Below are 25521 nucleotides of genomic sequence, written 5' to 3' on the forward strand. Positions count from 1 at the left end.
CGAAATAAAAGAAAAGCGGCCCGCCGCAGCGGGCCGCCTTCCGGTTTCGCACCGCCGTTAGTTTCAGTTCTGGAACGGGGTGTTTTCGGCGAAGTACTCGTGGTTGTCGGCATTATCCAGCGCGTTGGCCGGATTGCTGATCGCCAGATTCTTGGCGCCGCTCTGGCCATACACGTGATCGTCGGTGCCGGCGACCGCGTTGAAGTGGCTCATCTCGTGGATCAGGGTGCCGGCCTTGGAGTCGGTGCCGGTCAGCGGCGCGTTCCAGAACGCCTTACAGACGTAGATCTGGTACGGCTGGTTCGGATACACGTAGGCGTAGGCGCTGCTGGTGCAGCCGCAGTTGATGGTGATCTGGCCGTTGTTCTGGTCCATCGCCGCGTCGATCGACACGAAGTGCTGGCGCGCGGTGCTGTAGCGCGACGAGGTGTAGGCGCCGAACCAGGTGGTGTAGCGCGCGCCGACGGTGCCGCCGTTGAGGTAGCCCTTGGCGTTCTCGGAGTAGCTGCGTGCCGAGTTCACCGCCTGGCCGGCGGTGGTGATGCGCGAGCTGGTGCAGCCGACGTAGTTGACGCCGTTGACCACCTGGGTCGGGCCGACCGGCTTGGCCTTGGCGCTCACGCGCTGCGCCGCGTCCAGCTTGGCGCCGCCGTCCACCCACATCCGCAGCGGCGCGCTGCGCGCGCTCATCGGCAGGCCGTTGCGCTGGTTGAGCATCTTGCGGTCGTCGGTGGAGGCGAACTGCAGCGGCGCGTTGTAGGTGACGGTGTAGTCGCCGGCCTTGGACAGATCGTAGGCCGAGGCCAGGTCGACCACCACGCGGTAGGTTTCGCCCGGGCGCAGGATCGCGAAGTCGGCCGCCTGCGGCGCGCCGCGCTTGATCATCGGGCCCTGGTAATCGACCTTGGCGCCGTCGACGCTGACTTCGAACAGGTTGGCGTCCAGCTCCTCGGTCGGCAGCTGCCACTTGGGCAGGCGCACGGTGCGGCGGCTGGTGTTGGTCACGGCGATCTCGACCGCGCCCTGCAGCGCGCCGGCGTCGGCGCCCAGTGCGGCGATGCCGCTGTCGAACGAACTGATGCTCACGCGCAGCGGATTGGTGGGGGCGGCGGGGCCGGCGGCGGTGGCGGCGGCGATCGCGCCGGCCAGCACGGCGGTGCCCGAAACGACATGCAGTAGCTTCATTCGACCCATCTCCTTGTCTACGTTCTTGGCGAGGCCCGCGGGGGCGGACCTGCCGACACTAATCCTGTGTCCTGTCGCCGCAACGGGCTGGCGCACGCATTTATGCGCTACCAAGCGTGACTGCCGTTGCAGTGTGCGCATCCGCGGACCGATGCTGCTGTGCAGCATGCGGTGCGGCGCACAAACCGCGGGCACAAAAAAAGCGGCCCGCCGTAGCGGGCCGCCCGAGGCTAGACGACGCGGGCGCTTAGCGCACCCAGGCCCGCCCGTTGTAGACGCGCACATAGCTGCCTTCGCGCACGCCGCCCAGGTCGTTCTGGGTGACCACCGTGGTGCGGCCGTCGTCCATGCGCACATAGACGTTGAAGCGGCCGTTGTCGACGCGGTTCTGGATCGCGTTGCCGGCGATCGCGCCGCCGACCGCGCCGGCCACCGCGGCGACGTTCTGGTTGCCCTTGCTGCCGCCGGTGTGCGACGAGATTTCGTGGCCGGCGACCGCGCCGACGATGCCGCCGAGGACGGCGCCGGTCTTGCTGGGCGCGGAGCCGCCGGCCAGCTGCTCGATCCGGGTCACGGTACCGCAGTCGTAGCAGTTGGCCGGGGCATTGCCGTAGCTCGGCTGCGAGTAGCCGCCGGAGGAGTAGCTGGGCCCCGTGGCGCAACCGGCCAGGGCCAGGGTGGCGGCCGCGGCGATGCCGAGCAGACGTAGATTCTGGGTGTTCATTCGGATCTCCTGCCGATGGAGGGGCGAGTGGCGATACCCGCCACGCGCGCTCCAAGCTAGGCGGCCTTGCGTGAACACGCGATCAACCACGGACGTGCCGGGCCGTGGCATTCAGCGCACGGCCGGTCTCGTCCGTCGGGCTCAGCCCTTGAAGTCCTGATGGCAGGCGCCGCAGGCTTCCTGGATCTGCTTGTTGACCGCGCCCACGCCTGCGCAATTGAGCGGCGGGCTGGCCAGTGCCGCGTCCAGGGTGCCGCGGAATTTGCTGGCGTGCTGGGTGAAGCGCGCGTCGTCCTTGAGGCTGGGGAAGGCCCATTCCAGATCGTCGGCGGTGGTGCGCAGCGCCTTGAGGTGGGGCAGGGTGTCGGTGGCGGCGCAGCGGTTTTCCTGCACCCGGCTGTCGAGCTGCTTCAGGTGCCAGGCCTGCACGTGCATCACGCTGTCCGGGAACGGATCCTGGCGCGCCTGCAGCGCGCGCATCAGCATCACCGCGCCGATCGCGCCCATGACCGCGCCGACCAGAAACAGGATCAGGTACTTCTTGCCGTTGCTGGCGCGCGGTGCTGCGGCGGTGTTGGGCTGGGTATCGCTCATTGCCTGGCCTCCATCCAAGATGACCGAACCTTAACACGCAGCGTTGCGTGTTCCGCCAGCGGTCGCGGCACGCCGCCGCCTTACAATGCGCGCATGAGCGAAAACACCCTGGCGCCCGCATGGCGGGAGCGCTTCGCCGGCATCGACCGGCTGTACGGCACCGGCACCGTCGCCCGTCTGTCCGCCTGCCGCGTCGCCGTGGTCGGCATGGGCGGCGTCGGCTCGTGGGCGGTGGAGGCGCTGGCGCGTAGCGGCATCGGCCATCTGACGCTGATCGATGCGGATGATTTGTGCCTTTCGAACACCAATCGGCAGCTGCCGGCGATGGACGGCCACTACGGCCGCGCCAAGGTCGAGGTGATGGCCGAGCGCTGCCGCGCGATCAATCCGCAGATCGGCGTGGACGCGGTGCAGAGTTTCCTGACGCCGTCCAACCTGGATGAGCTGCTGGACCGCGGCTACGACCTGGTGCTGGACGCCTGCGACAGCTTCCGCGCCAAGGTCGAGCTGATCGCCTGGTGCCGGCGGCGCAAGTTGCCGGTGATCGCGGTCGGCTCCGCCGGCGGCCGCACCGACGCCACCCTGGTGCGCGTGCGCGACCTGTCGCGCACCGAGCACGACGCCATGCTGGCGCTGATCCGCAAGAAGCTGCGCGGCGAGTTCAACTTCCCCAAGAATCCGGACCGCTACTTCGGCGTCTCGGCGATCTACTCGCTGGAGAACGTCAAGTACCCGCAGGCCGACGGCACCGTCTGCGGCCTGCGGCCCAAGCTGGACGCCGATGCGGCGCTGAAGCTGGACTGCGGCGCCGGCCTGGGCGCGGCCACGCACATCACCGGCGCGTTCGCGTTCGCGGCGGTGGGGCGCGCGCTGGAGATTCTGTTGAAGCCCAAGGCTGCGTAAGCCTTGGCAGGCGCGTACGCGTTGCTGCTGTCTGTGAGAGCGACGTAAGTCGCGATCGAACTCCATCCACGGTGCGTCCCGCCTGCAGGGCGACCCATCGCGACGTACGTCGCTGCCACAGAAAGCACCGACGAAAGACCGGCCCTTACGAGCTTTCCGCAGGCAGCCCGAACAAGCGCTCCGCATTGGCGCTGGTCGCCGCCGCCAACTCGTCCGGCGCGATGCCGCGCAAGGCCGCGATGGTGTCGCGCACCGTCGCCAGCCGCGCCGGTTCGTTGCGCTGGCCGCGAATGCCCGCGTCGGGTTGATCGGGCGCGTCGGTTTCCAGCAGCAGATGTTCGATCGGCATGCTTGCGGCCAGCCCGCGCAGGCGGTTGGCGCGGTCGTAGGTGACCGGGCCGCCCAGGCCCAGCAGGAAGCCGTGCTTCCACAGCTGCCGCGCCTGTTCTTCGCTGCCCGAGTAGCTGTGCACCACGCCGCGCAGCCGGCCGATGCGGCGCACCGCCGCGATCACCGCGTCCACCGCGCGGCGCGCATGCACGATCACCGGCAGATCGAAATCGCGCGCCAGACGCAGTTGGCCGTCGAAGTACAGCGACTGCGCTTCCGGGTCCAGTCCTTCGACGAAATAGTCCAGCCCGCATTCGCCCACCGCGAGCGGACGCTCGCGCTCGATCCAGTCGCCCAGCTCGCGCAGGTGCTCGGGCCGGTGCGCGGACAGGTACATCGGATGCAGACCGTAGACCGGGTACAGCCCGCGATCCTGCGCGCAGACCTCGCGCAGCTTGGGCCAGCCCTGCGCGCCGACCGCGGGCACCACTTGCCGGGTCACCCCGGCGGCGCGCGCGCGCGCGATCACCGCGGCGCGGTCGGGGTCGAACTCGGCGGCGTCGAGGTGGCTGTGGCTGTCGACCAGCGTCGCCACGGGTCAGCGCGCGGGCGGGGCCGGCGGCTCCAGCGGAGCGTCCTTGCGCTTCTTCCAATTGGCCAGCAGCAGGGTACCCAGGCCGAGCAGCAGTTCGTCGGCGAACGGCACCAGATCGGGAATCACCAGGTCCAGTCCGAACAGGACCGCGGTGAGCACGAACAGGCGCGGATAGCTAAGGCGTCCGAGGAAGCCCATCAGGGGAGCGAGCAGAGGATTGGCCATGGACCCACCGGGTTGTGACGCGTGTTGCAACACGCTAACACGGCCTCGCGACGGGTTCATGCGGGGGACAGTTTTGCGGATTTCAATAGGACCTCGTTCAGGTTTCCGGTGGTGCAATGGCGCCGTCCACACCCGCGGCTCGTCCGCCCAATTCCGCTTCACCGCAGGAGGCTCACGATGAACAAGAACATGTTGGCTGTAGCGCTGGCATCGCTGCTCGTAGGCGGCGTCGCTGTCGCCGCGTTCCAGAGCTTCCGTGGCAACGGCGCGGCCGCGCCGACCGCCCTCACCGGCGCCGATGCAGCCACCGCCACCCCGGAAGGCGACATCGCCCCCAACGGCGCCATCGCGACCAACGCCAAGCCCGAGATCGATTACGCCGACGTGATCAACGTCAAGCCGATAAACGAGAAGGAAAAGCTGTACGCGACGGTGATCGGCACCGACCCGGTGCGCGAGACCAGCACCTCCTCGACCCCGCGCGAAGTCTGCGAGGACGTGGTGGTGCAGGAGCGCCTGCCCGAGCGCGACGGCAACGTCGGCGGTACCGTCGCCGGCGCCCTGATCGGCGGCCTGGTCGGCAACCAGATCGGCGGCGGCAACGGCAAGAAGGCCGCGACCGTGGCCGGCGCCGCGGCGGGCGGCTACATCGGCAACCGCGTCGACCGCAACCACGTCGGCGGCCGGGTCGTGAACCGCACCGAGCGCCAGTGCCACACCGTCTCGGAGAGCTCGCAGTCCAGCCGCACGGTCGCCTACAACGTCACCTACCGCAACCCGGACGGCACCACCGGCACCATGCGCACCGAGAGCAAGCCCGGCAGCCGCATCGCCCTGGGCAGCGAGAACAAGGTGGTCGGCTACGACGTGACCTACCGTTACCAGGGGCAGACCCAGACCGTGCGCATGGACGAGCGTCCGGGCCAGCAGCTGCCGGTGATCGACGGTCAGGTGGTCACCCAGACCGCCTCGGCCGGCAACGGCAACGAACGCGGCTGAGTGCGCGCGCGGGCACGGCCCGCGGCCAGGCAGCGCTGCAACGACGGGGCCGGAGATCCGGCCCCGTTTTTATTGGCCGCCGTTCGCGGGCGCGGGATGCGACGGCGTTCGCGCGCGCGACGCCTGATAACGCTTACATGCGGCGTTCGCGGGTTTACCCCGGACCGGGCACGCCCAGTACAATGGCGGTCTTTCCGTCCAACGGTTTCCTGAGCGCGCCATGGCCCTGCATCCCTACGATCTGTACGACGTCCGTTCCCTGCTCACCGAAGAGGAGCGCGCCGTCCAGGACACCGTGGCCCGCTTCACCGACGAGCGCGTGATCCCGATCATCGGCGACGCCTTCGATCAGGGCCGTTTCCCCAAGGAACTGGTGTCCGAGATCGCCGACCTGGGCCTGCTGGGCTCCTCGCTGCCCGAGCAGTACGGCTGCGCCGGGCTCAACGCGGTCAGCTACGGCCTGATCTGCCAGGAACTGGAACGCGGCGACAGCGGCATCCGCAGCTTCGTCAGCGTGCAGTCCTCGCTGTGCATGTACCCGATCTACGCCTACGGCAGCGAAGAGCAGCGCCAGCGCTGGCTGCCGGGCATGGCCCGCGGCGAGATCATCGGCTGCTTCGGCCTGACCGAGCCGCACGGCGGCTCCGATCCGGCCAACATGAAGACCCACGCCAAGAAGGACGGCGCCGACTGGATCCTCAACGGCTCCAAGATGTGGATCACCAACGGCAACCTGGCTGACATCGCGATCGTCTGGGCGCAGACCGAAGACGGCATCCAGGGCTTCGTGGTGGAGAAGGGCATGCCCGGTTTCGCCGCCCAGGAAATCAAGCACAAGATGAGCCTGCGCGCGTCGGTGACCTCGTCGCTGTTCTTCGACAACGTGCGCGTGCCCGACGCCAACCGCCTGCCCAACGTGAAGGGCCTCAAGGGCCCGCTGGGCTGCCTGACCCAGGCCCGTTACGGCATCACCTGGGGCCCGATCGGCGCCGCCATCGCCTGCCTGGACGAAGTGCTGGGCTACACCAAGGAACGCATCCTGTTCGACCGTCCGGTCGCGGCCACGCAGTCGGCGCAGATCAAGATGGCCGAGATGGCGCGCCGCATCACCCTGGCGCAGTTGCTGGTGGTGCAGTTGGGCCGACTGAAGGACGCCGGCAACATGCAGCCGACCCAGGTCTCGCTGGCCAAGTGGAACAACTGCCGCATGGCCATCGACATCGCGCGCGAATGCCGCGACCTGCTCGGCGGCGCCGGCATCACCACCGAGCACGCCGCGATCCGCCATGCGCTGAACCTGGAATCGGTCATCACCTACGAGGGCACCGAGACCGTGCACCAGCTGGTGGTGGGCCGCGAGCTGACCGGCATCAACGCTTTTTAAGTGCTGCTGCCATCGGCAGCACGATTTACCTTCTCCCGCGTGCGGGAGAAGAAGGTGGTCCGAAGGACCGGGTGAGGGCGCGCGGCAATCGGTCACGGCGCAAGCCGCGGCTGCGGCCCTCACCCCAACCCCTCTCAGCCTTGCACATTCTGCGGGCGCCGCCCGCGGGAGAGGGGTTGAGCCAAAGCTAAGTGAGATCGCAACACGCCGCAGGAGAGCCGATTCGTGATGCACGTACCCGACATCGAACTGGAAACGCCGCGACTGCTGCTGCGGCCGCCGCGCCTCGAAGACCTCGACGCCTTCGCGGCCTTCATGTCCGACGGCGACCACGTGCGCTTTCTCGGCGGTGCGCAGTCGCGCGCGATGACCTGGCGCAATATGATGACCGTGATCGGCTCCTGGGCCACGCTGGGCTACGGCTTCTTCTCGGTGTTCGAAAAGAGCAGCGGCCGCTGGATCGGCCGACTCGGTCCCTGGCAGCCGGAAGGCTGGCCGGGCACCGAAGTGGGCTGGGGCATCCTCGCCAGCGAAGGCGGCAAGGGCTACGCCACCGAAGGCGCGACGGCGGCGATCGACTGGGCCTTCGACACCCTGGGCTGGAGCGAAGTGATCCACACCATCGATTTCGAGAACCAGGCATCCAAGGGTGTCGCAGCCAAGCTGGGCTCGCGCCTGCTGCGCAACGGCCGCCTGCCGGAACCGTTCCACGAGAAGGAACTGGAAGTCTGGGGCCAGAGCCGCGAGCAATGGCGCGCGCGCCGCGCGGGAGCGTCGGCATGATCGCGATCCACGGCTTCTCGCCCTCGGGCAACTGCCACAAGCTCAAGCTGCTGCTGGAGCAACTGGGCCAACCCTACCGTTGGGTCGAGGTCGACAGCAGCGTGGGCCAGACGCGCACGCCGCAGTTCCTGGCGCTGAACCCGAACGGCAAGGTGCCGGTGATGCAGCTGGAGGACGGCCGCACGCTCAGCGAGTCCAGCGCGATCCTGTACTACCTGGCCGATGGCACGCCGTTCCTGTCCGACGATCGCTGGGAACGCGCGCAAACCCTGAGCTGGATGAACTTCGAGCAGTACAGCCACGAACCCTACGTGGCGGTGGCGCGCTTCATCGCCGGCTGGACGCCGCTGGATTCGCCGCGCCGCGCCGATCTGCCGCGCTTGCGTGAGCGCTCGCACGCCGCGCTGCAGGTGATGGAAACCCACCTCTCCGCGCACGACTGGTTCAGCGCCGGCCGCTACGGCATCGCCGACATCGCCCTGTTCGCCTACACCGACGTCGCCGGCCACGGCGGCGTCGAGCTATCGCCTTATCCGGCCCTGCAAGCCTGGCTGGCGCGCGTGCGCGCCACCCCCGGCTTCGTGGCGCTGCCGGAACCCGACGCCGCCGCGGCCGCGCGCATCGCGCAGACCGCGTGAGCTGAGCGGCCGCCCACCCGTTTCGTCTTCCCCTTTCTACAAGCCGGCCCGCAGGGGCGGCGGAGTCTCCGATGTCAGCGCAAGCGCAGTCTTCGATCTTCAGCAGCGTTCCCAACTTCAACGCCGTGCCCAGCCCGATCCCGGCGCGCATGAAGGGCCTCAACCGCGCCGAGATCTGCGACCTCAACTTCGTCGAATTCGTGCGGGCCTGGAACGGCCGCGCCGACGCGCGCCCAGCCGCGCACGAGGCGGTGCTGGACGGCAGCGCGCTGGACGCGCAGGGCTTTCGCGAGCTGTTCGAATCGCAGCTGATCAGCCGTCATCTGGACCTGATGGCGCGCGTGCTGCGCGTGCAGAACAAGGTCTTCTACACCATCGGTTCCAGCGGCCACGAGGGCAACGCGATGGTCGCCCGGCTCACCCGCCACACCGATCCGGCGTTCCTGCATTACCGCAGCGGCGGCTTCATGGCCGAGCGCTTCCGCAAGCTGCCAGGCATGGATCCGGTGATGGATTCGGCGCTGTCGTTCGCCGCCAGCAAGGACGATCCGGCTTCCGGCGGCCGCCACAAGGTGTGGGGCAGCAAGCCCTTGTGGGTGCTGCCGCAGACCTCGACCATCGCCTCGCACCTGCCCAAGGCATTGGGCACCGCGGTCGCGATCGAAACCGGGCGCCGTCTCGGCCACGCGCTGCCGATTCCCGACGACAGCATCGCGATCTGCTCCTTCGGCGACGCCTCGGCCAATCACGCCACCGCCCAGACCGCGTTCAACGCCGCCGCCTGGACCGCCTACCAGAAGCTGCCGGCGCCGGTGCTGTTCGTGTGCGAGGACAACGGCATCGGCATCTCGGTGAAAACGCCGGGCGGCTGGATCGGCAACCGCTTCCGCAACATGGACGGCCTGGACTATTTCGCCGCCGACGGCCTCGATCTGGCCAGCGGCTACGCCGACGTGCAGCGCGCGGTCGAGCATTGCCGCCGCAGCCGCCGTCCGACCTTCCTGCACCTGCGCACCACCCGCATCATGGGTCACGCCGGCACCGACTTCGAGATCGAGTGGCGTTCGGTGGAAGAGCTGTGCGCGGTGGAGGCCAGCGATCCGCTGCTGCGTTCGGCCGCGATCGCGTTGGAGTCGGGCCTGATGTCGCGCGAGGACGTGCTGGCGCTGTACGAAGCCACGCGCCAGCGCTGCTTCGCCGCCGCCGAGGAGGCCGACCGCCGGCCCAAGCTCGACCGCCTCGACGAGGTGATCGCGCCGCTGGCGCCGTACACGCCCGCCGCGGTCGCCGACGAGGCCGCGCGCGCCGACTACGCCGAGCGCCGCCTGCAGGTGTTCGGCGGCGAGGCGAAACTGCCCGAGAACCAGCCGCCGCGGCATCTGGCGATCCAGATCAACAACGCGCTGCACGACATCTTCGCCAAGTACCCCGAGACCCTGCTGTTCGGCGAGGACGTGGCGCAAAAGGGCGGCGTCTACACCGTCACCAAGGGCCTGCAGAAGGCGTTCGGCGCGCGCCGCGTGTTCAACACCCTGCTGGACGAAACCATGATCCTGGGCATGGCCCAGGGCTTCGCCAACGTCGGCCTGCTGCCGATTCCCGAGATCCAATACCTGGCGTATTTCCACAACGCCTGCGACCAGATCCGCGGCGAGGCGGCCTCGCTGCAGTTCTTCAGCAACAACCAGTACCGCAATCCGATGGTGGTACGCATCGCCGGGTTGGGCTACCAGCGCGGTTTCGGCGGCCACTTCCACAACGACAACTCGATCACCGCGCTGCGCGACATCCCCGGCCTGGTGGTCGGCTGTCCCTCGCGCGGCGACGACGCGGCGACCATGCTGCGCACGCTGACCGCGCTGGCCAAGGTCGACGGGCGCGTGGCGGTGTTCCTGGAGCCGATCGCGCTGTACATGACCAAGGACCTGTACGAGGCCGGCGATGGCGCCTGGCTGACCGCGTATCCGTCGCCGGACCAGGCCATGGCCTTGGGCGAGGGCAGGGTGTACCTGCCGCAGGACGGCAGCAGCGGCGACGACCTGGTGATCTTCAGCTATGGCAACGGCGTGCCGATGAGCCTGCGCGCCGCGCGCGCGATCGAGGCCAAGCACGGCTGGAAGGCGCGCGTGGTCGATCTGCGCTGGCTGGTGCCGCTCAACGACGCCTACATCGTCGAACAGGCGCGCAGCGCCAAGCGCATCATCGTGGTCGACGAAGGCCGTCGCAGCGCCGGCGTGGGCGAGGGCGTGATCACCGCGATCGCCGAAGGCGGCTTCGGCGGCCGCCCGTTCCAGCGCGTGGTCGGCGTCGACACCTACACCCCGCTGGCCGGCGCCGCGTTCCTGGTGATTCCGGGCGAAGACGACATCGTCGCCGCCGCCGACGCCCTGGCCTGATCGCCCTCTCGTGGTGGCCGCCGTCCGGCGCCACCACGGCTGGGAGCAGACGCGGCGCAAGCCGCGACCGCGTATGCCACCACGCGACGCCGATCGAGCGCAGTCGCGGCTTTGGAGTAGGAGCGGCGTAAGCCGCGACCGCGCACTCCACAAGGCGGCGCTACCTGAGCTTCGCGGCGACCCTCGGCGGCGACGAAGACACCGGCGACGAATCCCCATCGCGCTCAGCGTTCTGTGGGAGCGACGTCAGTCGCGAGGCTTCTCGCTCAGGGCGGAGGCAAGCTGCGGGCTGGAAATCGCGACTCGCGTCGCTCCCGCAGAAGGCGGGCGATACGTCCCTCAGCGCGCCAAACCATCCAACAACGCATGCTCGCTCACCGCATGCCCATCAATGCTGAGCTCGGTCTCGCCGCGCTCCAGCGGCACCACCGCCAGCGCGAGATGACGCGGGCCGTCGTCGGCCGCGCATACGACCGTGCCCAGCACCGCCTCGGGCGCGCGCAACTCCGCACCCGCGTTTACCGCGAACGTCGGCTCGACCAACGCCAACCCGCGCTTGGCCTTCCCCAGGAAGTGCGTGCGCGCCACGATCTCCTGTCCCGGGTAGCAGCCCTTCTTGACGCTGAAAGCGCGTAGACGCTCCAGCGACAACTGCTGCGGCGTCCACTGTTCGACCTGCGACGGCCCTAGGCGGGGCAGGCCATGGCGCAGATCGTCCTGAGCCCAGCGGGCCGCGGCCGCCTCGTCGGCCGCCCGATCCGCCGCCACGACGAGGCGCAGGCTGCGCGCGGCGCCGTCGCCGCGGTAGTCCAGTTCCACGCCCACGATCTCGTCCCCGGCCAAAACCGCGCCGCGCGCCGCGTCCGGCGCTGCGTAGCGCCCCAGCGCACGCACATCGTCGCGTACGACGATGGTCGTCTTGCTGCGGAACAGGAATCGGCGCAGGGCCGCGGCGAACGCGTCGGCGTCGGCATCGGGCAACAGCAGCCACAGCCGCTCATCGGCCAGACGCAGCAAAGCCAACAGCGCGAACACGCGGCCTTTCGGGGTCAGCCAGCCGCTCCATTGCCACTGGCCGGGGGCCAAGGCGTTGACGTCGTTCATGAACTGCGCCTGCGCGAAAGCGGCCGCATCGCGGCCGGAAAGCTCGATCACGCGGTGGCCGGGCAGGGCGAACGCCTGTCCGGACACAGGCTGCGGGTTGTCATGCATGGGGGCGGGACTTAAGATTTAACGCTGTGATGATAGGCGAAACCACCCCGGAAGCAGCGGCGGCCCCCCAGGTCCCGGCCCCCAGGACTTCCGTTCCGGCCACCGGCAGCGATGCGCCACCGGGCAAGGAGATCGGCGGCCGCGAGGGTCTGGAGCCCACCCGCTACGGCGATTGGGAAAAAAACGGCCGCTGCATCGACTTCTAGCTACGCCCCGCCTTCACCGTACTTCACCCATCCTTCCTGCCACGCGGCGCCGCCGCCCAGCCGAGACAGCCATCGCTCATGGCGAACCGCGAACGTCCCTTGTCACCGCATCTGCAGGTCTACGCCTGGCAGATTCAGATGGTGACCTCGATCGTGCACCGGACCACCGGTTGCATCCTTTCCGTCGGCGCCCTGCTGATCGCCTGGGGCCTGGTCGCGCTGGCGGCCGGTCCCGAGGCCTGGGCCCAGTTCACCGCCTGCGCGCGCTCGCCGCTGGGCTTCCTGATCCTGTTCGGCTGGACCTGGGCGTTCGCCTTCCACCTGATCAACGGCATCCGCCACCTGGTCCAGGACGCGGGCTTCGCCTACAAGATCCAGTCCTTCGTGCGCAACAGCTGGGTCAGCGTCATCGGCAGCCTGGTGCTGACCGCGCTGATCTGGATCGTAGCGATGATGTCGCGGGGTGGCGCATGAGCATCTTCAGCCAGAAGCAGCTGCGCAATCCGCTCAAGTCCGCGCGCGGCCTGGGCTCGGCGAAGGACGGCACCCACCACTTCGTGGTCCAGCGCGTCACCGCGATCGCGCTGATCTTCCTCAGCCTGTACGTGCTGGGCCTGGTGATCTCGTGGATCGGCGGCGATTACGCCACGGTGCGCGCCTCGGTCGCCCATCCCTGCAACGCCGTGCTGCTGGTGGCGTTCCTGATCGCGATGTTCTGGCACGCCAAGCTCGGCCTGCAGGTGGTCATCGAGGACTACGTGCACGCCCCGGGTCTGGCGATCGCCTCGCAACTCGCCGTCGTTTTCATTTGCGTCCTCGCTGCGCTCGCTAGCGTGCTCGCCGTCATCCGCATCGCGCTGGGAGCCTGACCGTGGCCGCCGCTTACAAGATCCAGGAACACAAGTTCGACATGATCGTGGTCGGCGCCGGCGGCGCCGGTCTGCGCGCCACCTTCGGCCTGGCCCAGAAGGGCCTGAAGACGGCCTGCATCACCAAGGTCTTCCCGACCCGTTCGCACACCGTCGCCGCACAGGGCGGCATCTCCGCCGCGCTGGCCAACATGGGCGAGGACGATTGGCGCTACCACTTCTTCGACACCGTCAAGGGTTCGGACTGGCTGGGCGACCAGGACGCGATCGAGTACATGTGCAAGGAGGCCATCCCGGCCATCATCGAGCTCGAGCACCAGGGCGTGCCGTTCTCGCGCACCGAAGAGGGCAAGATCTACCAGCGCCCGTTCGGCGGCATGACCACCAAGTACGGCGAAGGCCCGCCGGCGCAGCGCACCTGCGCCGCCGCCGACCGCACCGGCCACGCCATCCTGCACACGCTGTACCAGCAGTCGCTGGCGCACGACGCGCAGTTCTTCATCGAGTACTTCGCGCTCGACCTGATCATGGACGCCGACGGCGCCTGCCGCGGCGTGCTCGCGCTGGACATGGCCGAAGGCACGCTGCACCTGTTCCGCGCCCAGGGCACGGTGCTGGCCACCGGCGGCTACGGCCGCGCCTACTTCTCGGCGACGTCCGCCCACACCTGCACCGGCGACGGCGGCGGCATGGCGCTGCGCGCCGGCCTGGGCCTGCAGGACATGGAGTTCGTGCAGTTCCACCCGACCGGCATCTACGGCGCCGGCTGCCTGATCACCGAGGGCGTGCGAGGCGAGGGCGGCATCCTGCGCAACAGCAACGGCGAGCGCTTCATGGAGCGCTATGCGCCCAGCGTGAAGGACCTGGCGCCGCGCGACATGGTCAGCCGTTCGATGACCATCGAGATCCGCGAAGGCCGCGGCGTCGGCGAGCACAAGGACCACATCCTGCTCGACCTGACCCACCTCGGCCCGGAAGTGATCCACGAAAAGCTGCCGGGCATCGCCGAGTCGGCGCGCATCTTCGCCAACGTCGACGTCGAGAAGGAACCGATTCCGGTCATCCCGACCGTGCACTACAACATGGGCGGCATCCCCACCAACTACCACGGCGAAGTCGTGCAGTTGCGCGACGGCAACCCCGACGCGGTGGTGCCGGGCCTGTACGCGATCGGCGAGGCGGCCTGCGTGTCGGTGCACGGCGCCAACCGCCTGGGCTCGAACTCGCTGCTGGACCTGGTGGTGTTCGGCCGCGCCGTCGCCAACCGCTGCGCCGAGACCGTCACCCCCGGCGCGGCCCAGCCGCGCCTGGCCGGCGACGCCTGCGACGAGGCGCTGGCGCGCCTGGACAAGCTGCGCAACGCCAACGGCGGCACGCCGACCGCGGTGATCCGCGACAAGATGCAGCGCACCATGCAGGCCGACGCCGCGGTGTTCCGCACCGGCGAGACGCTCAGCGACGGCGTGCGCAAGATCCGCGAGATCCACGCGTCGTTCGCCGACGTCAAGGTCAGCGACCGTTCGTTGATCTGGAACTCGGACCTGGTCGAAACCTACGAGCTGTCCAATCTGCTCGGCCAGGCCCTGGCGACCATCGTTTCGGCCGAGAACCGCACCGAGTCGCGCGGCGCGCATGCGCGCGAGGACTTCCCGACGCGCGACGACGCGCAGTGGCAGAAGCACACGCTGTGCTATGTCGACGAGAGCGGCGCCACCCGCATCGACTACCGCCCGGTGCACAACTACACGCTCACCGACGACGTCGCCTACGTCCCGCCCAAGGAGCGTAAGTACTGACCGGCCTCCTCGGCGCGCGCATCGGCGCGCGCCGCTAACGCAACCGTCCCAGTACCTACGCTAGCCCAGAGATCGCCAGCATGGCCCAATTCGTCCTACCCAAGAACTCGCAGATCCAGAAGGGCCGCCACTGGGCCACGCCGGGCGCCAAGCAGCCGCGCACCTTCAAGGTCTACCGCTGGAACCCCGACGACGGCATGAACCCGCGCGTGGACACCTACGAGGTGGACATGGCGACCTGCGGTCCGATGGTTCTGGACGCGCTGATCAAGATCAAGAACGAGATCGACCCCACGCTCACCTTCCGCCGCTCCTGCCGCGAAGGCATCTGCGGTTCGTGCGCGATGAACATCGACGGCACCAACACGCTGGCCTGCACCAAGGCGATCGCCGACTGCAAGGGCAAGACCGAGGTGCCGATCTATCCGCTGCCGCACATGGACGTGGTCAAGGATCTGGTCCCCGACCTGACCCACTTCTACGCCCAGTACGCCTCGATCAAGCCCTGGCTGCGCACGCAGAGCGCGACCCCGTCCGACCGCGAGCGCCTGCAGTCGCCGGAAGACCGCAAGAAGCTCGACGGCCTCTACGAATGCATCCTGTGCGCCTGCTGCTCGACCAGCTGCCCGAGCTACTGGTGGAACGGCGACCGTTACCTGGGCCCGGCGATCCTGCTGCAGGCCTACCGCTGGATCATCGATTCACGCGACGAGGACACCGGCGCGCGTCTGGACGACCTGGAAGACCCGTTCAAGCTCTATCGCTGCCACACCATCATGAACTGCGCACGCACCTGCCCGAAGGGCTTGAACCCGGCGCAGGCGATCGGCGAAATCAAGAAGCTGATGCTGGCGCGCCGCGTCTGATCGCGGCCGCCATCGCCGGGGCGCGACCTCGCCCCGGCACCGCATCGGGCAGGCGTGCGCCCGCCCGGTGCTGCGACGGCCCCGCTGGCCCGTCCGCACCGCTACCATCCGCATCGGCCCCCTCCACGCAGGCGAGCGATGGATTCCAAGACCCTGTTCCTTCCCGCTGCCGCGATGGCGGCGCTGAGCCTGCTGGTCTGGCTGCGCCTGTACTGGGTGCGCATCGGCCAGATGCGCCGCGACCGCATCCACCCGCAGTCGGTGGCGACCTCGGCGCAGGCCACGGCCAGGCTCACCCAGAGCGCCGCGGCCGACAACTTCCGCAACCTGTTCGAGCTGCCGGTGCTGTTCTACCTGGCGCTGACCGTGGCGGCCGCGACCGGCCTTGGCGATGGCGTGGTGCTGGCGCTGGCCTGGGCCTTCGTGGCCTTGCGCGTCTTGCACAGCGCGATTCATTGCGGCTACAACCGCGTCATGCACCGGTTCGCGGCCTATGCCGCCGGTGCGACCGTGTTGTGGGCGTTGTGGGGTTATCTGACCTGGGGATTGCTGAGCGCATGAGCGAGACGACGAGGCTGCGAATTTCGATCCCTGTCCTGGTCGGCCGGTCGCGTCGCATCGCCGGGCTACTGGTCGTCATCCCCGCCATTGCGGGCGGCAATGCCGCCGCCTCGGCTGCCGACGACAGCGCCGACGCGCGTCTGACGCTGGCACGCGAATATGTCGCTCACGCCCGGCCGCAAGCCTTCCTCGATCATCTGCCGCTGCCGGAGGCGGGCGCCGACGCCGACGAGCAGCGCATCGCCCGAGTCGTGCGCGAACTGCCGCGCGACGTCATGGGCGAGTCGCTGGCGAAGCAACTGGCGGTCAGCGCCAGCGCCGAGGCCTTGCGCGAGGCCGTGACCTACGCCCAATCCGAGGCCGGACGCAAAGGCGCCGACTGCGCTGCGCGCCTGCCGCTGGTCGGTCAGCCGGGTTACGAGTGCATGGACGGCAGCGTGACCGATCAGGCCTTGCTCGAGCAGATCGCGCGGGCGCAGTTGGGACAGCCGGGCGAGGTGAGCCGTTTGGCCATGAAGGGCATGGAGACCGCCATGGCCGACGCGCTGCGCGCGCTGGTCGCGCGCGATGCCGACAGCGCGCGTTTCTTCGCCGACTACTGCGGCCGCAAGCCCACGACCAATCCTTGCCCCTTACTGCGCGCGCCCGAGCGCGCGGCGCCAGAACCCAAGAGCAAAGCCCATGACTGAGCCTGCCGACGTGCGCGCGCACCGCCGTAGGTCGGCCGTGCGGCTGGCCGCGATCGCGCTGCTGCTGCCGTGGTCGCTGTCGGCCCTCGCCGCCGCGCCCAGCCCCGAGTCGTTGAAAGTCGCGCGCGACTACGTCGACGCGGCGCGCTACGTCGAACTGCTGGACGCCATCGTCAATCGCTTCGCCGCCGGCGCCAATATCGCCGTCGAGCCTGACGATCTGGCGATGAAGCGCCGCGTCGTGCGCGACATATCGCGTGAGGTCATGGCCGACTCGTTGGCGCGCTCGCTGGCCGATACCCCGATCCAGGCGCTGCGCGACGGTCTGGCCTACGCCAGGAGCGATGCCGGCCGGATCGAGTTCGCCTGCGTGGCGCGCATGTCCGACGGCGGAGACGGCTACCCGAGTTGCCTGAAGGACAGCGCCGACGAAGCGCAGCTGACGCGGATCATGGAGCACAGCCAGAGCCCGTCCGGGCTGGCGCTGATGGGCAAGGTGCTGCGGGGCGAGACCGTGGCCCGTGCCTTGAACGACAGCACGCGCGAGCTGGTGTCGCGCGATCCGCAGATCGCCGCGCAGCTGGCCGACTACTGCAAGCGCAAGCCCGACGAGGGCATGTGCGGATACCAGACCGACGCCGCTTCCGAGGGAGCCAGCGATGAACGACGCTGACGCCGCCGAACTGCGGCGCCTGCGCTGGCGCAGCCGGCGCGGCATGCGCGAGCTGGATCAGCTGTTCGGCCGCTACCTCGACCGCGCCTGGGCGCAGGATTCCGAAGCCCAGCGCGGGGTTTTCCTACATCTGCTGGATTGCGAGGACGATAAGCTCTGGCGCTGGTTCATGGGCTACGAAGCTTGTCCCGATGCCGACCTCGACGCGCTCATCCAACGCATCCGCGCCATGCCGGCTTGACTGGCGGCCCTCGCGCGCGCTCGCCGGCGCGCTGGCCCTGATCGGCCTGCTCGCCGCCGGGGCCGTGCTGGCCAGCGAGCTGCCGTCGCCGATGTCGTGGCTACTGGCTGTCGGCGCCGTGCTCTACGGCGCCTGGCTGGCACGCCGTGAGCTGCGTACCGCGCCGCAGCGGTGGGTGGTGGAAACCGGGGCGGTCAGCCTGGACGGAACGTCCCTGGACGCGCCCTCGCTGCAATGGCGCGGCCCGCTGGCGGTACTGCGCTATCGCGACGGCGCCGGCCGCCTGCGCCACCGGGTCTGGTGGCCGGGCAGCCTGGACGCCGCCGGCCGGCGTGAACTGAGGCTGGCTTGGGCGGTCCAAACGCCTACGCCCGACCCGCGTTCAATGGCACCATAGCCGGATATGTTCAAACCCATTCCTGTCGCCATCGGCCTGCGCTACCTGCGCGCCAAGCGCCGCAACGGCTTCATCTCCTTCATTTCGCTGGCCTCGATCGCGGGCATCGCCCTGGGCGTGACCGCGCTGATCACCACCTTGGCGGTGATGAGCGGCTTCCAGCGCGAAATCCGCGACCGCATGCTGCAGATGGCCGCCCACGCCACCGTCAGCGCCTACGGCGAGCCGCTGGTCGACTGGCAGCGCGCGGTCGACGCCGCCGTGGCCGACAAGCGCGTGGCCGGCGCGGCGCCCTACATCGAGAAGGAAACCCTGCTGTCGGGCTCGCGCAACCAGCCGGCGATGGTGCGCGGCGTGTTGCCGGCCGAGGAGGGCAAGGTCTCGGTGCTGGCCGACAAGATGGTCCAGGGCAAGCTCGATTCGCTGACCCCGGGCAGCTACAACATCGTGCTCGGCAAGGAGCTTGCGCTGTGGCTGGGCGTGGGCGTGGGCGACAGCGTGGTCATGATGACCTCCGACTTCCGCAGCACGCCGATGGGTGCGCTGCCGCAACTCAAGCGTTTCACGGTCAGCGGCATCTTCGAAGCCGGCTACAACGAGTTCGACAAGGGCCTGGCGGTGGTCAACCTGCGCGACATCCAGCGCGTGCTGCGCATGGGCGACGGCGTCACCGGCGTGCGCCTGAGACTGCACGACATGGACCTGGCCTGGGACGTCGCGCGCGATCTGGCGATCGGTTTGGGCGGCCCCTACAACGTCAGCGACTGGACCAGCGACAACGCCAACATGTTCCGGGCGTTGAAGATGGAAAAGACCATCATGGCGATCCTGCTGTCGCTGATCATCGCCATGGGCGCGTTCAACCTGGTGTCCTCGCAGGTGATGCTGGTCACCGACAAGCAGGCCGATATCGCGATCCTGCGCACCCTGGGCCTGACCCCGCGCGGCGTGATGCAGGTGTTCGTGGTCCAGGGCACCCTGATCGGCGTGATCGGCACCGTGCTGGGCGTGATCGGCGGCATCGTCCTCACTCTCAACCTCGAGCACATCCTCAAGGCGATCGAGAAGGTGCTGGGCGTGCAGTTGCTGCCCGAGGACGTCTACTACATCACCGGCCTGCCCACCGACCTGCAATCGGGCGACGTGGTCGCGATCGCCGCGGTGGCGCTGGCTATGGCCTTCGTCGCCACCATCTATCCCGCCTGGCGCGCCGCGCGCACGGCGCCGGCGGAGGCGCTGCGCTATGAGTGATCCGCACATGCCGTCCGACGACAACGCGGTGATCCGCTGCTCCGACCTGGCCATGACCTATGCCGAGGGCAAGATGCGCACGCCCGTGTTCGACGGCCTGGACCTGGCGGTGCAGCGCGGCGAGACCGTCGCCATCCTGGGCGCGTCCGGCGCCGGCAAGAGCACCTTGCTGCACCTGCTGGGCGGCCTGGACACCCCGACCGCGGGCGAGGTTTTCGTCGCCGGCCAGCGCATGAACGCCTTGTCCGATGCCGCCCGTGGCGCGCTGCGCAACCGCGCGCTGGGCTTCGTCTACCAGTTTCACCACCTGCTGCCCGAGTTCACCGCGCTGGAGAACGTGATGCTGCCGGTGCTGCTGGCCGGCGCCGGCGTGCCCGACGCCAGCCAGCGCGCGAAGGCGTTGCTGGAGTCGGTGGGCTTGGGCCACCGCCTCGAACACAAGCCGGGCGAGCTGTCCGGCGGCGAACGCCAGCGCGCCGCGGTGGCGCGCGCCCTGGTCAACAAGCCGGCCTGCGTGCTCGGCGACGAGCCCACCGGCAACCTCGACGAGAAGACCGCGGCGACCGTGTTCGAACTGATGCTGGCCTTGAACCGCGAACAGGGCACCAGCCTGGTGCTGGTCACCCACGACCGCCGTCTCGCACGCAAGCTGGATCGCGTGCTGGAACTGCACGAAGGCAAACTAAGGCAGCTGGCGGCCAGCGAGGTTTGATCGCGGCGGGCGTTCACGACCGCCACGGACCCACGGCCTAGCGTCGCCGCGCGCGGCATCGCAGGGCCGACAGGGATCCGGCGTCGTCGTCTTAGCCAGCAGTGTCCCGCCGGTATTCCAGAGCGTTCATCGCCGCGCCGGCGCCTATGAAGGCCAGCAGCCCCGCCGCCACCAGTTCCCAGGCGTCGCTGCCGTCGATTCCGTTCCTGACGAAAAAGATCGCGCCCCCGGTGCAGAACAGCAGCAACATCAGATCGGACCAGGGCAGGGGTTTGCTGCCCTGGTTGGACGCGTCCCCGTAGACGCGATCCATGCGCCGCCCGATCGCGGCGCTGACCCGCAGCGTGCGCTCATCCCCTTCGCCGAACAGCTGCTTCGACTTTTCGAGTATCTCCAGATCGAGCTTGATCTTGTCGCGACGCGACTTGGTGCGCAGTTGATGCAGCCAAGCGATCGCGCCGCCCAACAGCGCCAGCGCTGAGATGATTGCGTCTGTATTGATATCCAAGCGGCCTCCCCAGGCGATGCGCGCGCGCATCGGTATCTTCGACGATTTCGGCGGGATCCTGCCGCTCTCGAAGCGCGTTGCGGAGCTTCAGCCGCCCGCCGCCGACAGAGCTTCGCGCACCACGCCCTGGAACTCGGCGATGCTCAGCTGGCGGGCGAGATCGCTCGTGCCTTTCGCATCCGCGGCCCGATAGATCGCATCGTCGTCTATGGCGATCTCCAGGTCTTCCTCGACCGCTATGATGATTTCGACGATATCCAAAGCGTCGCCCGGGCTCGCCTGCTCGGCATAGGACCGGTCCACCCGCAGTCGCGCCACGGGGATGCCCAGGATCATGGACGATTGTTTGAGCACCGAGGCGTCCGCGCGTTGCTGCGCGTTGGTCGCCGCACGAGGTGTCGCCTGCGCGTCCAGGACAAGAGCCGGAACGAACAGCAGGGCGACGCCGAGGTAGAAAGAAGCGCGCATCGTCGGTAATAGTCCTCGCGGCCCGCCCTCACGCGCGGGCCGTTCGCGTTTCCGGGGTCAGCCGGGGAGCTTGCCCTTGAGCGCGTTCCGCGCCGCATTGGCCTGGTTGGCGTCGGAGAACTTGGGCAGCAGGACGTGCCCGCCCAGCGTGACGATCTCAAACGTCGAGGCGACGGCGCCGGCGACGCCGGTCGGGTGTACGGGCCCCAGCGCGGCGATCTGGCGCGGGTCGATCAGGTAGCCAGCAACGTCAGTCCACATGGGGCGGTCCTTCCTGTTGGGTGGGTGGATGGTAGGGCGTTGGCCGCGGCCTTCAAGGCCCGGCCCATCTTGCGCTCATATCTCGTAGCGGTAGGCGCAGGACATCTTGATGTCGCGCACATAGTCGTCGTAGAGGTAGCTGTCGCCCGAGGCCGTGTGGCGCGACGGCCGCAGCGCGGTCAGTTTCGCGACGAAGCGGGCGTCGATGCCGTACGGCAGGTTCGTGGCCTTTACCGTGGCCGGTAGGGCGTAGAGCGTGGTCTCGAATCCACGCGACTTGATGCTTAGGGCGAACACGCCCTCGGTCAGGGATTCGACCAGCGTGGTTTCGGAGCTCGCATCGCTGAGCGTGTAGCGGTGCTCGCGGCTGGAAACGACCAGGGACAGGGTTTCCTCGGTCGCGGGTATCGTGCCGTCGAGCTGCATGCTCGATCCCTTGGTCAGGGGCGTGCATTTGAGGCTGGCCGGGGCCGAGCCGGCGTACGCGTAGCCTTGGAAAACGCAGGCTAGGGTCGAGCAGACCAACAGACAGCCAAAACGCATCGTGTATCTCCGACTTGGTTCGATGGAACGCGTATGGAACCGTGGGCGGGTTCGGCTCCGAGCGAGACAAGGTGTTTCCGTCCGAATCGGCACTCACGGGATGAGCGCCGGCGACTCTCCACAAATTTCGTAAGGCGTAGGGTTAGGCTCTGTGCATGCTCGTCATGATCGGCACGCACCGAATTCGTCGCGCATCACTCGCGATCCAGCGCCGTCAGCAGCTCATGCTGACGCAGCTGAAAGTACGCGAACAGTGCGAAGCCCGGCAACAACGCCGAAACCGCGCCGTACAGGATCGCGTTCTTGCCCATCGCCTTGGCGGATTTAGCCAGGTGCCAGGCGACCCAAAGGTTGAGCAGCGACATCGCGATCAGCACGGGCTCGACGGGAAATCCAAGTTGTCCGAGCGCGAATGCCGAGACGAGGCCCACGGCGAACTCGATGAAAAGCAGGCGCAGCGCGGCGGCCAGATTGGGCTCGACAGGACTGAAGAAGGCGGAATCGAACATTAGCGCCTCCGATTCGGGGCAGTGACCACAAGGCTGAATCTGGCGACGTCTCGTCGCCTATCCGCCGCGCAAAGCGCGCGCCGCCTCCTCCCAATGCTCCCCATCGAAGGTATGCACCGGCAGCGAAGCCAGGTCCACGCCGTCCAGGCAACGGATGTTGACCACCCACACGCTGGGGTCCAGACGCGGCCGCGAGAACGGCGAGATGCCGCAGTGCCGGCACGAGTAGTGCTTCGCGGTCATGGTGTTGAACTGGTACAGCTGCAGATCCGATTCGTCGCTGAGGATGCGCAGGTTGGCGTCGGCGGTACCGTGCCAGAGCGCGCCCTTGCGGCGGCAGATCGAGCAGTTGCATTCGATCGCGTACTTGAGCTCGCCTTCCAGCTCGAAGCTGACGCGGCCGCAATGGCAGGAACCACGGTAGGTCTGGGGCATGGGCGCGCGCTCCTGGCTCGCTCGTTGGCATCGGTGCGCATCGATCATAAAGCGCGGCATCCGATTACCTGAAACTCGGAGTTTTCCTAGCCCGCGCCGGGGTGGCCGCCGATACAGCGGCACCGATCGCCTTCCTAAGCTGGACGCACTGGATCGTGCGCGGGGCAGGGATGAGGAAGGCGGGTGCGAGCGATGAGGCGACGGTGGCCGCGCTGGGTCCGGCGGTCGCGGTGGGCCTGCTGGCCGGCGTGTCCTGCGGCCTCGCGGCGCCGTCCCTGCCGCCGCTGTGGGCGCTGCTGGCCGGGCTCGCGTTCGGCTTGCTCGGTTGGCTGCGCAGCCGCGGCCTGGGCCGCTGGCTGGGCGCCGTCGCTTTCGGCGCGGCCTGGGCGGGGTTGCACGCGACCTACGCCTTGTCCCTGCAACTGCCGCCGCAGTGGGAGCGCAAACAGGCGACGGTCTCGGGCCGCATCGTCGAGCTGCCGGTGCACGAGGTGCGCCGCACGCGCTTCGCGTTCCGCGTCGATGGCGATGTCGGGCAGCCGGAGCCCCTGCGCGGCCGGCTGTTGCGCCTGTCCTGGTACGGCGAGGACCGCCAGCAACGATCGGTGCTGCGTGCCGGGCAGCGTTGGCAATGGCGGCTGCGCATGCGCGCGCCGCGCGGCCTGCGCAATCCCGGCGCGCCCGACGCGGAAAAGTACGCCTTGATGCAAGGGCTGAGCGCCAACGGTTACCTGGTCGCCGTGGATCAGGCGCGACTGTTGGCGCCGCCGAGCGGGCTGGAAGCCTTGCGCGAGCGTCTGTCCGATCGTATCCAGGCCGCCGTCGCCGCTTCCTCGTCGCGTTACGTGCGCGCGCTCGCGCTGGGCGATACGCGCGCCCTGGATGAGCGCGACTGGGAGGTGCTGCGTGCGAACGGGCTGACCCATCTGATCGCCATCTCGGGTTTCCATGTCGGTCTGGTTGCGGGTTTCTTCGCGCTGGTCGCGCGCGGCGTCTGGCGCCTGTGGCCGGCGCTGGCGCGGCGTTGGCCGCGTCCGGTCGCGGCGGCCCTGGCGGCCACGCTCGGTGCGCTCGCGTACGCGGCGCTCGCAGGTTTCGCGCTGCCGACCGTGCGTACCTTGCTGATGATCGTGGTCGTTGCCGGCGTGCGCACCACGCGGCGTCCGTTCGCGGGCGCCGGCGCGCTGGCGCTGGCGGCGATCGCGGTCCTGCTGGTCGATCCGCTGGCCTTGCTGGGCGCCGGCTTCTGGTTGAGCTTCCTGGGCGTCGCCTGGTTGCTGTGGTGCCTGCCGCGCGCCGGGCCGCGGCCTTCGCTGCTGCGCGAGTTCCTGTCGGCTCAGGGCGTGGCTACGCTGGGCCTGCTGCCGGCCTGCGCGGTGCTGTTCGGCCAGGCCTCGCTGGCCGGCCCCTTCGCCAACTTGGTCGCGGTGCCGTGGTGGAGCCTGGTGGTGGTGCCGCTGGCGCTGATCGGCACCGGCCTGGACCTGGTCTGGACGGGGGCGGGCGAGGGCGCCTGGCGCCTGGCGGCGTCCTGCTTCGATCTGAGCTGGCCCTTGTTCGAGCGCCTCGCCGGCAGCGGCCTGGCCTTGTGGTGGCTGCCGGAAGCGGCCTGGTATGCCTTGCCCTTGGCCCTGCTGGGCGCGTTCTGGCTGCTGCTGCCGCACGGCGTGCCCGGCAAGCCGCTGGCATTGCTGCTGTGGCTGCCGTTGCTGTGGCCGGACCGGCACCTGCCCGGGCCTGGCGAGGCCGAGTTGACCGTGATCGACGTCGGTCAGGGCTTGTCGGTGCACGTGCGCACCGCGCGCCATGATCTGCTGTACGACTTCGGCCCGGCTACCGCGGACGGCTACGACGCCGGCGAGCGCGCGGTCGTGCCCACGCTGCATGCGCTGGGCGTGCGTTCGCTGGACCGGCTGGTGGTCAGCCATGCCGACAACGACCATGCCGGCGGGCTGGAGGCGGTGGCACGGGTGTTCCCCAGCGGCGATCGGCGCGCGCCGGACGGCGCGGGCATCGCGCTGGCGCGGGCCTGCGTGGCGGGGCAGGCCTGGACCTGGGACGGCGTGCGCTTCCGCTTCCTGCATCCGTCGCCGCATTTCCCCTACCTGCGCAACGAGTCCAGTTGCGTGTTGCGCATCGAAACCCGGCACGGCGCGGTGCTGCTGACCGGCGACATCGGCGAGGTGGTCGAGCGCGATCTGGTCCGGCGCGATCGCGAGCGCGGCCGTCGCGACCTGCACGCCGACGTGGTGCTGGTGGCGCACCACGGCAGCCGCGGCTCTTCGGATCCGGCCTTCGTCGCCGCCACGGGCGCCCGCCACGCGTTGATTTCCAGCGGTTACGGCAATCGCTACGGCCATCCCAAGCCGCAGGTCGTGGCGCGTTGGCGCGCGGCCGGCGCGACGGTCTGGGACACCGCCCGCGGCGGCGCCCTGCGACTGCGCCTGGGCGCTGCAGGCTTAAGGCTGGAAACGCGACGTCAGGCACATCCGCGCCTGTGGGACGCGGCCCGACGGGTGGAGGCCGCGCCGGCTGGGCTATCCTATCGGCCAGATTGAAGCGGCCGCA

The 25521-nt window shown here is 69.0% G+C and carries 31 protein-coding genes; 19 read left to right on the plus strand and 12 right to left on the minus strand.

Annotated elements, in window-relative coordinates; genetic code table 11:
- Window positions 1–63 precede the first annotated feature (63 nt).
- The 3 genes from LVB77_RS10805 to LVB77_RS10815 form a co-directional block, all read right to left on the minus strand.
- On the minus strand, window positions 64–1185 hold the full coding sequence (locus LVB77_RS10805) for a M35 family metallo-endopeptidase (RefSeq protein WP_232906130.1): 1122 nt from the start codon (window positions 1183–1185) through the stop codon (window positions 64–66).
- A 247-nt stretch (window positions 1186–1432) separates the two neighbouring features.
- Window positions 1433–1909 (minus strand): glycine zipper 2TM domain-containing protein, encoded by a 477-nt coding sequence (locus LVB77_RS10810; protein WP_232906131.1) that lies wholly within the window; start codon window positions 1907–1909, stop codon window positions 1433–1435.
- A 141-nt stretch (window positions 1910–2050) separates the two neighbouring features.
- Window positions 2051–2503, minus strand: a complete 453-nt coding sequence (locus LVB77_RS10815; RefSeq protein WP_232906132.1) for a hypothetical protein — start codon at window positions 2501–2503, stop codon at window positions 2051–2053.
- Between the two features lie 108 nt (window positions 2504–2611).
- Between LVB77_RS10815 and LVB77_RS10820 the strand changes: the two genes are divergently transcribed.
- Entirely contained in the window at window positions 2612–3406 is a 795-nt protein-coding gene (locus LVB77_RS10820; protein WP_232910249.1) for a tRNA threonylcarbamoyladenosine dehydratase, read from the plus strand.
- A gap of 145 nt (window positions 3407–3551) precedes the next feature.
- Here LVB77_RS10820 and LVB77_RS10825 read toward each other — a convergent pair whose 3' ends face one another.
- The gene (locus tag LVB77_RS10825; RefSeq protein ID WP_232906133.1) at window positions 3552–4331 is read right to left on the minus strand and encodes a TatD family hydrolase; all 780 of its coding nucleotides are present in this window, start codon (window positions 4329–4331) and stop codon (window positions 3552–3554) included.
- Between the two features lie 3 nt (window positions 4332–4334).
- Window positions 4335–4556 carry a DUF6116 family protein gene (locus LVB77_RS10830; protein WP_232906134.1) on the minus strand — a complete coding sequence of 74 codons (222 nt, stop codon included), beginning with the start codon at window positions 4554–4556 and terminating at the stop codon, window positions 4335–4337.
- A 177-nt stretch (window positions 4557–4733) separates the two neighbouring features.
- Here LVB77_RS10830 and LVB77_RS10835 point away from each other — a divergent pair, with 177 nt between their 5' ends.
- The 5 genes from LVB77_RS10835 (at window position 4734) to LVB77_RS10855 (ending at window position 10756) form a co-directional block, all read left to right on the plus strand.
- Window positions 4734–5555 (plus strand): glycine zipper 2TM domain-containing protein, encoded by an 822-nt coding sequence (locus tag LVB77_RS10835; RefSeq protein WP_232906135.1) that lies wholly within the window; start codon window positions 4734–4736, stop codon window positions 5553–5555.
- Window positions 5556–5775: 220 nt separating this feature from the next.
- Complete coding sequence (locus LVB77_RS10840; RefSeq protein ID WP_232906136.1) at window positions 5776–6939, plus strand: acyl-CoA dehydrogenase family protein; 1164 nt, start codon at window positions 5776–5778, stop codon at window positions 6937–6939.
- 228 nt (window positions 6940–7167) lie between these two features.
- The gene (locus LVB77_RS10845) at window positions 7168–7722 is read left to right on the plus strand and encodes a GNAT family N-acetyltransferase (protein ID WP_232906137.1); all 555 of its coding nucleotides are present in this window, start codon (window positions 7168–7170) and stop codon (window positions 7720–7722) included.
- Complete coding sequence (locus LVB77_RS10850) at window positions 7719–8360, plus strand: glutathione S-transferase family protein (protein ID WP_232906138.1); 642 nt, start codon at window positions 7719–7721, stop codon at window positions 8358–8360. Before LVB77_RS10845 ends, LVB77_RS10850 begins: the two co-directional genes overlap by 4 nt.
- A gap of 71 nt (window positions 8361–8431) precedes the next feature.
- A complete protein-coding gene (locus LVB77_RS10855; RefSeq protein ID WP_232906139.1) occupies window positions 8432–10756 on the plus strand; it encodes a thiamine pyrophosphate-dependent enzyme in 2325 nt (774 codons plus the stop codon).
- Window positions 10757–11095: 339 nt separating this feature from the next.
- On the opposite strand, the gene LVB77_RS10860 is transcribed toward LVB77_RS10855, so the two are convergent.
- A complete protein-coding gene (locus LVB77_RS10860) occupies window positions 11096–11968 on the minus strand; it encodes a folate-binding protein (protein ID WP_232906140.1) in 873 nt (290 codons plus the stop codon).
- Window positions 11969–11997: 29 nt separating this feature from the next.
- Between LVB77_RS10860 and LVB77_RS10865 the strand changes: the two genes are divergently transcribed.
- The 12 genes from LVB77_RS10865 to lolD all read left to right on the plus strand — a co-directional run bounded on the left by LVB77_RS10865 (window position 11998) and on the right by lolD (window position 20229).
- Window positions 11998–12174, plus strand: coding sequence for a DUF1674 domain-containing protein (locus tag LVB77_RS10865; RefSeq protein ID WP_232906141.1), 177 nt, complete (start codon window positions 11998–12000; stop codon window positions 12172–12174).
- A 78-nt stretch (window positions 12175–12252) separates the two neighbouring features.
- Entirely contained in the window at window positions 12253–12648 is a 396-nt protein-coding gene (gene sdhC, locus LVB77_RS10870; RefSeq protein ID WP_232906142.1) for a succinate dehydrogenase, cytochrome b556 subunit, read from the plus strand.
- Complete coding sequence (gene sdhD, locus LVB77_RS10875) at window positions 12645–13043, plus strand: succinate dehydrogenase, hydrophobic membrane anchor protein (protein ID WP_232906143.1); 399 nt, start codon at window positions 12645–12647, stop codon at window positions 13041–13043. The genes sdhC and sdhD overlap by 4 nt, the downstream gene beginning before the upstream one ends.
- 41 nt (window positions 13044–13084) lie before the next feature.
- Window positions 13085–14839: a succinate dehydrogenase flavoprotein subunit gene (sdhA, locus tag LVB77_RS10880; protein WP_232910250.1), complete on the plus strand. Its 1755-nt coding sequence runs from the start codon at window positions 13085–13087 to the stop codon at window positions 14837–14839.
- 80 nt (window positions 14840–14919) lie between these two features.
- Complete coding sequence (locus LVB77_RS10885; protein ID WP_232906144.1) at window positions 14920–15705, plus strand: succinate dehydrogenase iron-sulfur subunit; 786 nt, start codon at window positions 14920–14922, stop codon at window positions 15703–15705.
- A 138-nt stretch (window positions 15706–15843) separates the two neighbouring features.
- Complete coding sequence (locus LVB77_RS10890) at window positions 15844–16266, plus strand: MAPEG family protein (protein ID WP_232906145.1); 423 nt, start codon at window positions 15844–15846, stop codon at window positions 16264–16266.
- Window positions 16263–16955 carry a hypothetical protein gene (locus tag LVB77_RS10895; RefSeq protein ID WP_232906146.1) on the plus strand — a complete coding sequence of 231 codons (693 nt, stop codon included), beginning with the start codon at window positions 16263–16265 and terminating at the stop codon, window positions 16953–16955. The genes LVB77_RS10890 and LVB77_RS10895 overlap by 4 nt, the downstream gene beginning before the upstream one ends.
- Window positions 16948–17628 (plus strand): hypothetical protein, encoded by a 681-nt coding sequence (locus LVB77_RS10900; RefSeq protein WP_232906147.1) that lies wholly within the window; start codon window positions 16948–16950, stop codon window positions 17626–17628. Before LVB77_RS10895 ends, LVB77_RS10900 begins: the two co-directional genes overlap by 8 nt.
- Complete coding sequence (locus tag LVB77_RS10905) at window positions 17615–17869, plus strand: succinate dehydrogenase assembly factor 2 (protein ID WP_232906148.1); 255 nt, start codon at window positions 17615–17617, stop codon at window positions 17867–17869. The genes LVB77_RS10900 and LVB77_RS10905 overlap by 14 nt, the downstream gene beginning before the upstream one ends.
- Window positions 17820–18266, plus strand: a complete 447-nt coding sequence (locus LVB77_RS10910; protein WP_232906149.1) for a hypothetical protein — start codon at window positions 17820–17822, stop codon at window positions 18264–18266. Before LVB77_RS10905 ends, LVB77_RS10910 begins: the two co-directional genes overlap by 50 nt.
- Before the next feature lie 6 nt (window positions 18267–18272).
- Window positions 18273–19517, plus strand: a complete 1245-nt coding sequence (locus tag LVB77_RS10915; RefSeq protein ID WP_232906150.1) for a lipoprotein-releasing ABC transporter permease subunit — start codon at window positions 18273–18275, stop codon at window positions 19515–19517.
- Complete coding sequence (lolD, locus tag LVB77_RS10920) at window positions 19510–20229, plus strand: lipoprotein-releasing ABC transporter ATP-binding protein LolD (protein WP_232906151.1); 720 nt, start codon at window positions 19510–19512, stop codon at window positions 20227–20229. The genes LVB77_RS10915 and lolD overlap by 8 nt, the downstream gene beginning before the upstream one ends.
- Window positions 20230–20320: 91 nt before the next feature.
- Here lolD and LVB77_RS10925 read toward each other — a convergent pair whose 3' ends face one another.
- From LVB77_RS10925 to LVB77_RS10950, 6 genes are all read right to left on the minus strand, one after another.
- Complete coding sequence (locus LVB77_RS10925; RefSeq protein WP_232906152.1) at window positions 20321–20767, minus strand: hypothetical protein; 447 nt, start codon at window positions 20765–20767, stop codon at window positions 20321–20323.
- A gap of 57 nt (window positions 20768–20824) precedes the next feature.
- A complete protein-coding gene (locus LVB77_RS10930) occupies window positions 20825–21205 on the minus strand; it encodes a hypothetical protein (RefSeq protein WP_232906153.1) in 381 nt (126 codons plus the stop codon).
- 57 nt (window positions 21206–21262) lie between these two features.
- On the minus strand, window positions 21263–21466 hold the full coding sequence (locus tag LVB77_RS10935; protein ID WP_232906154.1) for a hypothetical protein: 204 nt from the start codon (window positions 21464–21466) through the stop codon (window positions 21263–21265).
- A gap of 75 nt (window positions 21467–21541) precedes the next feature.
- Window positions 21542–21892, minus strand: a complete 351-nt coding sequence (locus LVB77_RS10940; protein WP_232906155.1) for a hypothetical protein — start codon at window positions 21890–21892, stop codon at window positions 21542–21544.
- A gap of 311 nt (window positions 21893–22203) precedes the next feature.
- Window positions 22204–22518, minus strand: coding sequence for a hypothetical protein (locus tag LVB77_RS10945; protein WP_232906156.1), 315 nt, complete (start codon window positions 22516–22518; stop codon window positions 22204–22206).
- 57 nt (window positions 22519–22575) lie between these two features.
- Complete coding sequence (locus LVB77_RS10950; protein ID WP_232906157.1) at window positions 22576–22953, minus strand: GFA family protein; 378 nt, start codon at window positions 22951–22953, stop codon at window positions 22576–22578.
- 203 nt (window positions 22954–23156) lie between these two features.
- On the opposite strand from LVB77_RS10950, the gene LVB77_RS10955 reads away from it, so the two are divergent.
- Window positions 23157–25511: a ComEC/Rec2 family competence protein gene (locus LVB77_RS10955; protein WP_232906158.1), complete on the plus strand. Its 2355-nt coding sequence runs from the start codon at window positions 23157–23159 to the stop codon at window positions 25509–25511.
- Window positions 25512–25521 lie beyond the last annotated feature (10 nt).

Source organism: Lysobacter sp. 5GHs7-4, assembly GCF_021284765.1.
Taxonomy (GTDB): domain Bacteria; phylum Pseudomonadota; class Gammaproteobacteria; order Xanthomonadales; family Xanthomonadaceae; genus Lysobacter.